At 68.2% G+C, this 12,429-nt stretch carries 9 protein-coding genes and 2 pseudogenes; 7 read left to right on the top strand and 4 right to left on the bottom strand.

The window, feature by feature from the left end; genetic code table 11:
- From WBV89_RS04445 to WBV89_RS04455, 3 genes are all read left to right on the top strand, one after another.
- Positions 1–609, top strand: a 609-nt coding sequence (locus WBV89_RS04445) for an alpha/beta fold hydrolase (RefSeq protein WP_423980133.1), incomplete at its 5' end; no start/stop codon positions are given.
- 166 nt (positions 610–775) lie between these two features.
- A complete protein-coding gene (locus tag WBV89_RS04450; protein ID WP_423980134.1) occupies positions 776–2,038 on the top strand; it encodes a M23 family metallopeptidase in 1,263 nt (420 codons plus the stop codon).
- Between the two features lie 50 nt (positions 2,039–2,088).
- Entirely contained in the window at positions 2,089–3,048 is a 960-nt protein-coding gene (locus WBV89_RS04455) for an alpha/beta fold hydrolase (RefSeq protein WP_423980135.1), read from the top strand.
- A gap of 478 nt (positions 3,049–3,526) precedes the next feature.
- Here the strand turns inward: WBV89_RS04455 and WBV89_RS04460 are convergent.
- The 3 genes and pseudogenes from WBV89_RS04460 to WBV89_RS04470 all read right to left on the bottom strand — a co-directional run.
- Positions 3,527–3,799 (bottom strand): annotated as a pseudogene (locus tag WBV89_RS04460) (transposase); the annotation flags it as partial.
- A gap of 188 nt (positions 3,800–3,987) precedes the next feature.
- On the bottom strand, positions 3,988–5,412 hold the full coding sequence (locus tag WBV89_RS04465; RefSeq protein ID WP_423980136.1) for an NADH:flavin oxidoreductase: 1,425 nt from the start codon (positions 5,410–5,412) through the stop codon (positions 3,988–3,990).
- The gene (locus WBV89_RS04470) at positions 5,409–6,362 is read right to left on the bottom strand and encodes a dihydrodipicolinate synthase family protein (RefSeq protein ID WP_423980137.1); all 954 of its coding nucleotides are present in this window, start codon (positions 6,360–6,362) and stop codon (positions 5,409–5,411) included. The genes WBV89_RS04465 and WBV89_RS04470 overlap by 4 nt, the downstream gene beginning before the upstream one ends.
- 113 nt (positions 6,363–6,475) lie before the next feature.
- Here WBV89_RS04470 and WBV89_RS04475 point away from each other — a divergent pair, with 113 nt between their 5' ends.
- The 4 genes from WBV89_RS04475 to WBV89_RS04490 are packed head-to-tail and all read left to right on the top strand — an operon-like array spanning position 6,476 to position 11,872.
- Positions 6,476–7,486: a LacI family DNA-binding transcriptional regulator gene (locus WBV89_RS04475; RefSeq protein WP_423980138.1), complete on the top strand. Its 1,011-nt coding sequence runs from the start codon at positions 6,476–6,478 to the stop codon at positions 7,484–7,486.
- Positions 7,483–9,774: a hypothetical protein gene (locus WBV89_RS04480; protein WP_423980139.1), complete on the top strand. Its 2,292-nt coding sequence runs from the start codon at positions 7,483–7,485 to the stop codon at positions 9,772–9,774. Before WBV89_RS04475 ends, WBV89_RS04480 begins: the two co-directional genes overlap by 4 nt.
- The gene (locus tag WBV89_RS04485) at positions 9,771–10,793 is read left to right on the top strand and encodes a Gfo/Idh/MocA family protein (RefSeq protein WP_423980140.1); all 1,023 of its coding nucleotides are present in this window, start codon (positions 9,771–9,773) and stop codon (positions 10,791–10,793) included. The genes WBV89_RS04480 and WBV89_RS04485 overlap by 4 nt, the downstream gene beginning before the upstream one ends.
- Positions 10,793–11,872 (top strand): Gfo/Idh/MocA family protein, encoded by a 1,080-nt coding sequence (locus tag WBV89_RS04490; RefSeq protein ID WP_423980141.1) that lies wholly within the window; start codon positions 10,793–10,795, stop codon positions 11,870–11,872. The genes WBV89_RS04485 and WBV89_RS04490 overlap by 1 nt, the downstream gene beginning before the upstream one ends.
- Positions 11,873–12,026: 154 nt before the next feature.
- Here WBV89_RS04490 and WBV89_RS04495 read toward each other — a convergent pair.
- A pseudogene (locus WBV89_RS04495) lies at positions 12,027–12,429 on the bottom strand (hypothetical protein); the annotation flags it as partial.

Below are 12,429 nucleotides of genomic sequence, written 5' to 3' on the forward strand. Positions count from 1 at the left end.
CCCCAGCCCACCGATGGCGCCAGCGCCGTCGCCGACCTCGAGGCGCTGCTGGCCGCGGCCGGCGAGGAGGGCCCGTTCGTGCTGGTCGGCCACTCGATCGGCGGCATGATCGCGCGGCTCTACGCCACCACCCATCCCGACGAGGTGAGCGGCATGGTGCTGATCGACGCGGCCTCGGAGTTCCTGCAGGATGCCGAGACGCCCGAGCAGTGGAGCATCCAGCGCCGGCTCATGCGCGTCGATGCGACCGAGATCGCCGATTCGGTCGCCGAGTACCCCGACATCGAGACGTGGGATCTCGACACCACGTTCGCGGCGCTGCGCGGCGCCTCGAGCCTGGACCCGATCCCACTCGTCGTGCTCTCCGCCGACGAGCTGATCGGCCCACAGTTTCCCGCCATGATCGACGCGGGTGCCGTTCCGCCCGATGTACCGGCCGACTTCGGTGACGTCGTCGACGCGGCGCAGGCCGAGGCACAGGCCCGACTCGCGGAACTCGTGCCCGGCGCCACCCATGTCACCGACACGAACAGCGGCCACAACATCCACCTCGTTCAACCCCAACTCGTCGTCGAAGCCGTCCGCGACGTGATCGCGGCAGGAGCATGACGGACCGCGCTGGGGGCAGCGACAGGTCGACGTCGAGAACCGACTTCCCCGAGGTTCCGTCGTGCCGGCACATGCCCGGCTGTCCACCGGCGAGCTAATGTCCTGGAACTGGTCCGGAGCTGCCCGGCCGTTGACCGAAAGCGGCCGAATGCGACGATCACCGATCATGGTCCTGGTGGTCGGCGCGCTCGTCGCCGGCTGCTCGTCTGCGAGCACCGAGACCGCGCCTCCCGCGACCACTCCCGACAGCGGAATCCTCGCCGGCTATCCGACCGACCACGACGCGGTGTCGCCGTTGCTGATCTCAGCGCTCGCGCCGGCACCGGTCCCGGTGATGGGAACCGACGGCAAGGTCCACGTGGTCTACGAGCTGGAGGTTCTGAACTTCTCGCCTCGTGAGGCGACCCCGACTCGGCTCGAGACGGTCGTCGGCGGGCCCGACGGGGAGGTCGTGTCCACGCTCGAGGGGGAGGATCTGGCGCGCCAGACGTTGGTGGTCCTCGGCGAAGGGGGATCGATTCCTCTCGGTGACACGGGCGTGATCCTCGTCGACGACGTGTACGACAGCCACGACGACGTGCCGGTCTCGGTGACCCACCGACTCAGCGCCACGTTCGGCCCGGCCTCGCCGGACCTGGCCGACGCATGGGAGTCGTCCTTCGATGGAGATCCGGTCACCGCGACCGGTGGTCCGGTGGCCATCAGCTCCGAGTCGCCCGTGGTGATCGGGCCCCCGCTCGCCGGGGCCGGCTGGTACGCGTGGAACGGGTGCTGCGGGCCGAGTACCCACCGCCGATCGTTCTTTCCGGTCGGAGGCCGGCTCAACTTCGGTGAGCGCTACGGAGTCGACTGGGTGAAGCCCGACCTGACGCTCGACGCTGCCGCGATCGCGGCGTCCATCGAGGCCGGCTACCTCCCGACATTCGAGGACGACCCGACGGACAACGACGCCTACGGGGCGTACGGCGAGCCGCTGCTGGCGGTTGCCGACGGGACCGTGGTCACGGTGACATCGGGGATGCCCGACGAGTTGCCCGAGTCTGCGCCGACCGGCTTGAGCGCCGCAGAGCTGGGCGGAAACTACGTCGTGTTGGACATCGGTGACGGCGTGTACGCCTTCTACGCCCACCTCTCGCCCGGCGGGGCCACCGTGGAGGTCGGTGACGAGGTCACTCGCGGCCAGGTCATCGGACGGGTGGGGAACTCGGGCAACACCACCGAGGCGCACCTCCACTTCCATCTGATGAGAGCTCCGGCGCCGCTGTCGGGGGACAACGTCGCGTTCGAGATCGACGCCTTCGGCTACGCCGGGTCGATGGATCTCGAGGCCGACCCCTTCGAAGGCTTCACTCCCGGTCCGGACGCGGGCGCGCGCGCCGACCAACTCCCGCTCGAAACGAGCGTCGTCGACTTCCCCGAGGTCCGTTGAACGTGTTCCGATCAGCGGTTGTCGTCGCGTTGGCAGGGACACTCGCGTCGGTGGGCTGTGGCTCGTCCGAGCCGTCACAAGGCGCGAGCAGCACCGGGGCGGCGGGTTCGGACGCGAGCGGCGAGCCGACGCCGGCCTTCGCGGGCGAGGTCGACCTCGGCAACGGGCGCTCGATCTACGTCGAGTGCCGAGGCAGCGGAGGGCCGACGGTCGTCCTGGTGTCCGGCCTCGGTGAGCGGGCCGACAACTGGATGATCACGTCCGCCGACCCGGCCTCGGCGGCGGGCTCGGTGTTTCACGGCGTCGGCGAATTCACCAGGGTATGCGCCTATGACCGACCCGGCACGACCAGAGCGATCGAGACGAGGTTCGAGGCGAGCCGATCGACGCCGCTGGACGAACCGGCCACCGTGGACGACTCGCAGGTCGACCTCGACCTGATGCTGAGCGCTTCGGCGGAGCCGGGTCCATTCATCTTCGTGGGCCACTCCCTGGGCGGCCCGATCGCGCGGCTCTATGCCGCTGCGCATCCGGACGAGGTTGCTGGTCTCGTCTTCGTCGACGCCTTGAGCGAGGCGGTGGGTGACCACCTCACCCCGGACGAGGTCGAGAACTTCGAGCAGCTCAACGACCCGGCGTCACAGGGGAGGCCGCCCGGCTCGGAGGAGGTCTTCTACACCGACGCCGTCGTCCCCCTTCTGCGCGACGCTCCGCTGCCTCCCGTCGTGCCGACGGTCATCCTCACGGCCGACCGATGGCCCTTCACGGCCGAGGTGGTCGAGTCCGGCCAGGCATCGGGAGCGATTCCCGAGTTCGCCACCTTGGAGTTCACGGACGTGCTCTGGGCGGCCCAGCTCCAAGCCCAGGCGGAGTTCGCGGCGGAGTTTCCCGACTCCACCCACCTCACCGAGACCGACGCAGGCCATTACATCCAACTCGACAATCCTCAACTCGTCATCGACTCGGTTCGGGACGTGGTCGATCGGGTGCGTTCCGAACCGCCCGGATGACGCAACGATTCGGTGCTCCGAATCGATGATCAGCGAATATGTCGCCGCGAGATCCACTCACGCCACGCTCAGCGTCCACGACATTCGCACTTGGGAGACCACGAACCGACGACGGGTCACATTCGTTCTTGCAGGCGTGTGCCTGGGAGCCTCGTGCTCACTGCGTGTACCTGGACGAGCGGGACGGCGCTCGCTGACAGTCCGACGGGCATCCTGCCGGGGTACCCAACCGACGTCGACGAGATCTCTCCGCTCGTCATCACTCCCCTCGGCCCGCATGTGATGACGGGAGTCACCGTGGCGCTCACGCCGCCGTAGCCGTCCCGGTGAAGACTCCGGTCGCGTACGTGGCGACGTTGGGCGTCGACTGTCGGAGTTGAGCGGTTGGAACGTAGGTGAACGCGAACCCGTCGATCGTCACGTTCCAGCCAGCTGCCTCCATCGTCGCCACGACATGGTCGACGCTCTGGTCGTAGATCGGGGTCAGCATCCCGATGGAGCTGTGGCGGCGCTGGCGGTTGTGGAACACCTCGACGTATTCGAACATCACCGAGGCCAACTCGACTCGGGTGTTCCATCGTTTCCGGTTCAGCAGCTCGGTCTGCATCCTGCCCCAGAACGACTCGATCACGGCGTTGTCATCACAGTCGCCGATACTGCCCATCGACGGCACGAGCCCGGACTGACGGGCCCGATGGGTGAATGCCCACGAGGTGAATCCGCTCTGGGTGCCGTGGTCGGAGTGAATCACGACCTCGCCCCGGACGAGGTCGAGAACTTCGAGCAGCTCAACGACCCGGCGTCACAGGGGCGACCGCCCGGCTCGGAGGAGGTCTTCTACACCGACGCCGTCGTCCCCCTTCTGCGCGACGCTCCGCTGCCTCCCGTCGTGCCGACGGTCAACCTCACGGCCGATCAATGGCCGGACCCCGACGTTGCTCACTTCGGATCGGGCAGACCTCGCGTGCTCGGTCGACGCGTCCGCCGCTTCACGGCGGCGAGCTCCACACGCTCTGGGCGTGCCTTGTAGAACGGGTCGAGCGGGTAGCAACCCGAGATCAGACCGGCCCGTGGTGCCGTGGTGCAATCACTGAACGTCCGGCAGACGAGTTGACGGCGCATCGCCGACCCGGCGAGCACGTCGCGAGGCAGGTCGGGGTAGGAGAGCGCCATGCGCCCGAGGCCGATCATCGAGACATCACCAGCGTTCACCACGGCTTGGCCCACGTGGGGCAGCCACTCCTGCAGGTACGAGTATCCCGCGCCGATCACCGCCATCTCGGGAGCGCTGCGGGCGAGCGCCGCGGTGGCCGACACCTGGCGGGCGACGCCGACGAGCGGATCCTCGGGCGGCAGATATCCATCGGACGGCGGGAACAGCGCAGGCCGTTGCACATGGGGGCAGTAGTACGGGCTACCGGCCGTCGTCGACACCAGACCGACGCCGAGTGAGCGCAGCATCTCGATCAACGCCAACGGCTCGGTGAGATCGATCCCGCGTCCGCTCGAATCCGCGCCGAATGCGAAGCGGTACGGCTCGTCGGTCACGGGCGCACCACGACCGTCGTCCCCGGCCGTGTACGGCACGGAGTCGAAGACCGAGAACCGCACCCCGATGGCGAGCGCAGGCGCGGCGGCGCGGATTCCTTCGATGATGGAGCGCATGAACCGCGTGCGATTCGAGAGGACGCCGCCGTAGCGACCCGGCCGGTCGACGGCACTGAGCAACTCGTGACCGAGGTACCCGTGGCAGGCCTTGACATCGACGAAATCGAAGCCTGCTTCACCGGCGAGTACCGCTCGGTCGACGAACGTCGCCACGAGATCGTCGAGTTCGTCGTCGGTGAACACCGATGCATTCCCGGCGCCGGCGGATTCGTCGAGAAGCGGGTGGCGGTAGGCCGTTCGCGGAGCCGCCTGCCCGTCAGGTCGCGAGTAGCGACCGGAGTGGGTGAGCTGGAGGCCGACCACCTGCCCGTCGGTGAACAGCCGTCGCAGGTCGGACAGCTGCCCGATGGTCGCGTCATCGATGACGAGCTGGTTCGGATTCGCCCGGCCGTCGGGCCGCACCGCAGTCGCTTCGGCCCAGACGAGACCGGCACCTCCCTCGGCGAAGCGCGACCAGCGACGCCGCACGAGATCGGTCGGTCGGCCGTCGAGGGTTCCGTCCCATCCCTCCATCGGCAGGATCGCGAACCGGTTCGACACCTCCAGGGAACCCGCTGATCCATCTCGGATCGTCATGGGCTGGGCGAGTGGCCCGTCAGGAACGAGTGTCTCGTCGACGGGGAGATCGACGTCGAGCGCACGAAGGTGCGCGACGAAGGCGTCGTGGGTGTCTAGCTTGCGGACCTGGGGAATCATGTCCATTCCTCCAGTCGGCGGATGATGTCGGCGAGCACGTCGCGGTCGCTCCCCGGTCGGCGGGTCGCTTCGGGAGGCGTCGCGTCGCACGATGCCCAGCCGCGGAGTTCGAAGCACATGGCCGCGTCGTGGCGGTAGCCCGGTACGGGAGGTCGGAAGGTGAACTGGCCGAGGTACTGCAGCAGGTCGTTCAACTCGTGGAATGCCGGGTCGCCGGCCGCCCAGAGTCGATCGCGCCGGGCGAACTCGGCAGGCGCGAACGTGGACAGTCCGAGGAGATAGTCGCTGCCCCACATCACCATGTCGATCGCGAGATCGTTGCCGGTCAGCACCATGAAGTCGGGACGGACCTCATCACGCAACCGCAGACGATCCCATTCCGGCTGCCGCGACAGTGACGAGTGCTTCGCCCCGATGCACTCGGGGATCTCCATCAGAGCCCGGTACGCGTCGAGACCCACGACCCGTCCGTAGGGCACGAACATCGTTCCGAGTTCGAAACCGATGAAGCGGCCGACCTCGGCGCCGACCCTCGCGTGTGCGTCGACCCACTCGTGCTCGCTCAGCCCACCGAGGCCGTGCGACGGGAAGACCACCGGCGTGCCACCGCGACTGCTGATCGCCTCGGCGGCCCGCAGCAGTGCCGACTCGTCGTGTCGGTCCCCGGGTGCGTCGGCGACGAACGCTCCCGCCACGAACCGTCCGTCGGTGAGCGTCGCCGTGCGATCGAGCACCTCGGCGACGGTCCGATCGTCGAGCAGTTGCACGTAGCCGGTGTCCATGTTGACCGCCGGAACCAGACCCGCCTCGCTGGTGCGGGTGACGTGCGCTTCGAAAGCATCCCAGTCGATCCCTCCGTCGGCGAGGAACGGCAGCAGGATCGCCGACATCCCGGTGATGGCGCGACGCGGCCGCACCGGTGGCAGATCGGCGACTCCCTGTTGATCCATGGCGATTCCTTCTCTGGATTGTGCAAGCGCTTGCAGATCGTATCGAATTGATCGTACGCTGCCCCCAGCCGCCTCGTCCATTGTCGATCCCGAGGCGGTGAGAGGATCACGTGATGACGAAAGCTGCGGTCACGCTCGCCGACGTCGCCGCCGAAGCGGGCGTGCACCCGAGCACGGTTTCGCGCGTCCTCAGCCGCCCGCAGCTCATCGGGGAGCCGACACGTCGAGCAGTCCACACGGCGATCGACAAGCTCGGCTACGCCCCGAATCGCGCCGCCCGACATCTCGCCGGGGGCCGGATCGGTGCGATCGGTGTGCTCGTTCCCGACATCACCAACCCCTTCTTCGCCCAGGTGGTCCGCGCCGTGCAACGGGGCTGTCGTGCGAACGGCCAGACCATGCTGCTCGCCGACACCGACCAACGCGCCGCGGACGAACTGTCCCAAGCTCGGGCGCTGGCCGGAAGCGTCGATGCGTTCGTGGCGTGCAGCCCCATCGCGGCGACCGAACGGTGGCTGGAGGTCGTCGACGAGGCGCCGGTGGTCTTCGTGAACCGTCGGGCGAAGGGTGTGGCGTCGGTGGCTCTCGACCAGGAGGCGATCGTCGAACTGGGCGTCACCCACCTCCGTTCCGGCGGACACCACTCGATCGGCGTGGCGCGCGGACCGCAGTCGTACTGGTCGAGTCGGGCGCGCGACCGGGCCATCCGCCGGCTCCCCGACCTCGTCGAATTCGGTCCGGTGGCACCCGACCATGCGGGCGGGCTCGCACTCGCCCGCGACCTCGTCGCGTCGAACGTGACCGGTGTGCTCGCCTTCAACGACGTCCAGGCCCTCGGCATCGTGGCGGGTTACCGGGCGGCCGGCCTGTCCGTGCCGCACGATCTGTCGGTGGTCGGATCCGACGACATCGCGGCCGCAGCCATCAGCGACCCGCCTCTCACGACGGTGGCCGCACCCGTCGAACGACTCGGTGAGGCCGCAGTCGACATCGTCTCCCGGTTGCTCGAGGGCTCCACCGAGCGTGCCGAGGTCACGCTCGGCGTCTCGCTCACCGGACGCGCCTCGACCTGCCCCGTGCCGGCGTCCAGCACAACCTCGGTCGACAAGGAGGATCGGCAGTGAACCGACCGTTCGATCGACGTCAATTCTTGAAGGTGTCCACTGGAGCACTCGCTGCGGGATTGGCCGCGTGCAGTTCTGACACCGACGGCGCCCCCGGCGACAGCGGGTCGTCGGCACCCGGCACCACCGGTGGCACGCCGACCACCTCCGCTCCTCCCCCGACGACTCCTGCCTCCACGGTTCCGCCGACGACCGTTGCGCCCGAACTGCTCACGGCCGACAACGTCCTCGTCCCTCCGGGAACGCCCGGCCTGATCGACGAGGCGACCTTCCAGCAGCGCGCGGCGGACTATCTCCGCTTCAGTACCGAGGTCCCGAGCGCCAGTCCCGTTGGGGTGGCCGCCCAACTCGGCCGGGCCACGCGCGAGCCCGACTACTCGTGGCCGATCGACGACGTCACCGTCGAATCGTTGGACCCGGTCCTCACCAAGATCGACGAGTGGCGAGACACACGCGACTTCGACCTGATGTATCTGCACTGGGTGCTCGCATTGGGACAGGGCGACACCCCGAGCACCCGGTTGACGCCCGAGGTGATCGCGGCGATCGGGGAGCGCTTCGTCGCCAACCGCTACCGCTACGACGACCCGTTGCCCGACGACCGGGTGGACAACCTGTGGTTCTGGTCCGAGAACCACATCGTGATCAACCTCGTCATCGAATACCTGGCCGGGCAGCGCTTCCCCGACGAGGTGTTCACGGTCACGGGGCTCACCGGCGTGGAGCACATGCAGCGCGCCAAGCCCGGCATTCTCGAGTGGGTGCGCGAGCGCGCCCAGCTCGGGTTCTTCGAGTTTCACAGCAACGTCTACATGCTGAAGAACATCACACCGCTCCACCTGCTGGCCGAGCATGCGGACGATCCCGAGCTGGTCCAGGCGGCGGCGATGGCGCTCGACCTCTGCGTGCTCGACCTGGCCGCGCACACGCACGCCGGCTGCTACACCGCGCCGCGCGGACGCACCTACAAGAAGGACAAGATGTCGGCGCTCGACGAAGCCACGTTTGGAACCGCCAAGTTCCTCTTCGACGACACGACGGCTGACTACCCGAGGCGTACCGACGGCGGATCCACCTTCCTCGCGATCGGAGCGCGCTATCGGCCGCCGCAGCTACTGATCGACATCGCGGTCGACGACCGCGAGAGCGTCGTGCGTGAACGCCACGGAGTGTTCCTCGACTCCCACGCCCCTCTCGAAGATGCACCGGTCGCGCCGTACGGCAAGGACTTCGCCGACCCGGCCAACCTTCCGTTCTGGTGGAGCCTCGGCGGCGTCGGATTGTGGCAGATGGCGCGGACCGGCGTTGCGGAAGCAACCGACCATCGCCTCTGGGACACGGAACAGTTCGAGCAGGTGAAGTTGATGGCAGCGATCAACGACAACGACCCGGAGAAGATCCGGGCGTGGGTGCACGAGTTCGATGCAATCGTGAACTTCGGGTTCCTCAGCGAAGCCAACACCTACGCCTACCGACACCCGAAGGTGAGCCTGGCCTCGGTGCTCGACCACCGCTTCGGCGAGATGCGTGACCAGGTGCACGCATGGCAAGCCGCGATCGACGAGGACGCGATCGTGTTCACCAACCATCCGCTCACGCCGCCGACCGTCACCGACGACTGGAGCGACGATCCCGACCCCGGCTACTGGACCGGCGAGGCCTCGATGCCGCGCAGCGCCCAATACCGGCGCACCGCCGTGCACATCTACCAACCGGCGTGGGACGAAGCCACCGACGCCACGCTCTGGTCGGTGTTCGCGTATCAGCCGTTCACCCACGCGTTCGTACCGCAGGACCGCTTCGACGAGGTCCGCCAGACGGGCAACTGGACCATCGCCGCCAAGGACGGCGGCTACATCGCTCTGTGGTCGTGGCGCACCCCGACCTTCAAGCCCAACGATCCGGGCGTCTCGACCGGCACGTTCACCCAGCCGTACGACCTCGTCGCCGACGGAGGGCCCGACAACGTCTGGATCGTCGAGGTCGGCAACAGCGCCGACGACGGCGATCTCGAGTCCTTCGTCGCATCGGTCACCGCCGACGAACCGGCCGTCGAACAGACGGCGGAGGGGTTCGACATCGCGTGGACGTCACCGTCGTCGGGTGCGGTCGAGTTCTCGTCCACGGGCTCGTTCGTCGTGGCCGGCGACGAGCAGCCGCTCAGCGACCATCCTCGCCACGAGGGCCCGTGGGGCAGCGTCGAGCACGAGTCGCCCGTCTACGAACTCTCCAACGACGCCCACGACTGGGCCGTCGACTTCGACGCGGCGAAACGACACGTGTCGTGAGCGACGCATCCGTTCGGTTCGCGGTTGTCGGAGCCGATCACCCCCACGTCTTCGAGATCGTGCACGGCCTCACGACGGCCGGCGCCATCGCTGCGGCGCACGCTCCCGAGGGAGGACTCGTCGAGGCATACGTCGGCTGGCAGACGGAGTCGGAGGAACGTCCCGCCGACGACATCATCGCCGACGACTCGATCGCGCTCGTCGTGCTCGCCGGCGTGCCGTCGCAACGCGCAGCCGTGGCCGTCGCTGCGCTGCGCGCCGGGAAGCACGTGCTCAGCGACAAGCCCGGTGTCACCACCTCCGACCAGCTCGACCAGATCCGATCGGCGATCGCCCACCGCAACGGACGGTCGTGGACGGTGCTGTTCTCCGAACGGTTCGGCAACCGCGCGATCAACGCCGCGGTGGAGTCGGCCCGAGCGGGCACGATCGGCAGGGTCGTCCACGTGATCGGTGCCGGCCCGCACCTGCTCAGCGCCGAGCATCGACCGGACTGGTTCTGGGACGACACATCGACCGGTGGCATCCTCGTCGACATCGGTTCGCATCAGGCCGACCAGTTCCTCGCCATCGCCACCGGCGCCGACGGGACGCCGGGCGACGTGCGACACGCATCGGTCGGAAACGTCGCTTGTCCCGATCGCCCGGCGATGCAGGACATCGGCGCGATGACCCTCGTGGCGAACGGCGTGGTCGGTGATCATCGGGTCGACTACCTCACCGCCGACGGGCTCGGCACCTGGGGAGACGTCCGGCTGACGATCGTGGGCTCCGACGGGGTGATCGAGGCGCGAGCGAACATCGACGTGGCCGGCCAGCCCGGAGGCGAGCACCTGATCGTCGTCGACGCCGACGGGACACGCCGCGTCGACGTGTCGCATCGTCGGATCGATTGGGCCGAGTTGCTCCTGGCCGACCTCGCTGACGCCGGCGAACGTCTGATGACGCAGTCCCACGTCATCGCCGTGTGTGATCTGGTCCTGCACGCCCAGCACGCTGCGTCGCGGTGGGGCGAATGATGGGCGATCTTCGCGTCGGTGTGGTCGGGCTCGGTGTCGGCGTCGAACACATCCACAGCTGGTCGAGGGTGGCGGGCGCATCGGTGGTGCTGGTCGCCGACGTCGACGTGGAGCGTCGCCGAGCGGTCGAGCGGGAGTGGGGTGTGGCCGCCGTCGACTCGCTCGATGCGCTCCTGACCGCCGGTATCGACGTGGTCGACCTGTGCACGCCGCCATCGATGCACGAAGCACAGATCGAACAGTGTCTGGCCGCGGGCGTCCACGTGATCTGCGAGAAACCACTCGTCGACTCCGTGGCGGCATGCGACCGCCTCCGCGCCATGGCCGAGAGGGCGCTGGCCACCTCCGGGGCGCGCCTCATGCCGGTCCTCCAGTACCGGTTCGGCCACGGAGCACTCCAGGCACGAGCGCTGGTCGAGGCGGGTCTCACCGGCCGCCTCTACACCGCGTCGGCATCCACCTGGTGGCGTCGCGGCCGCGGCTACTACTCCGTGGCACCCTGGCGCGGGACGTGGCAGGGCGAACGGGGCGGGGCGGTGCTCACGCACTCGATCCACGTCCACGATCTCCTCACGTGGATCGGCGGACCGCTTGCCGAGGTCCGGGCGATGGCGACGACTCACGTCAACGACATCGAGACCGAGGACTGTGCCGTCGCGATCGGCCGGACCGTCGATAGTGGGCTGACGTCGATGAACGTGAGCCTGGGAGCGGCGACCGAGTCGAGCCGACTGGTCTGGTGCTTCGAACACGTGACGATCGAGTCATCGACGTCGCCCTACGACCCGGCCGCCAGTCCGTGGTCGTTCGAGTTCAAACGTCCGGCCGTCGCGGAGTCGGCCGAACGAATCCTCGCCGAGGTGACGGCAACGAAGCCGCTGTACGACGGGCAGTTCCAGGACTTCGTCGATCGGGTCGGCGACGGAGGGTCCTTCGCGGTCACGCTCGACGAGGTGCAGTCCTCGCTCGAGCTGGTCACCGCGTGGTATCGCAGTTCCCGCACGGGATCGATCGAGACACTCCCGCTCCCCGCCGATCATCCGGACCGCAGCTCGTGGCGCCCGCCGGGGGTCGACTGACTCGCTCCGACGCCGTAGGTACCAGTTCCTCCAGCTCCTGACCCGGGTGTGAGCAGAACAGGCGAACGGCGACTTCGGCACACGGCAGTGGAGCGTGGCCAATCCCGCACCGCCGAACGTGACGCGCCGCATCCTGGGTGCAGGCGCGCGGCGGTCAGCGTGATTGCTGTCGTCGCAGAAGTTCGTGCAGCTCCGGCAGCGCGTCACGGTCCTTGTCTCGACCGGCGAACTCCTTTGAGGCGACGATGTCATCGAGTGACGCCAACCTGACGGTGAGATCTCCAACGTCGTATCCAACTCCACGAGCGGAGAGCTCGACGTAGTCGTGCCGGCCACCGTCTCGGTCCCGTAGCTCGACGAGCAGGTCGACCGGCCCGGCATCGGTCATCCACGCCGAAGATCCGAATTGTGACAACGTCTCGGCGTCGATCGTGACCGGCAGTCGACGCGCCTCCTCGTCGGACAATCCGCCGACCCGCAATCGGCCGTTCAGCTGAACCAGCGCCGCAGCCATCCGTCCGAGATTGTCGGTGGTCGTGTTCGGGACGCAATCGACA

The organism is Ilumatobacter sp. (assembly GCF_049588435.1).
GTDB lineage: Bacteria > Actinomycetota > Acidimicrobiia > Acidimicrobiales > Ilumatobacteraceae > Ilumatobacter_A.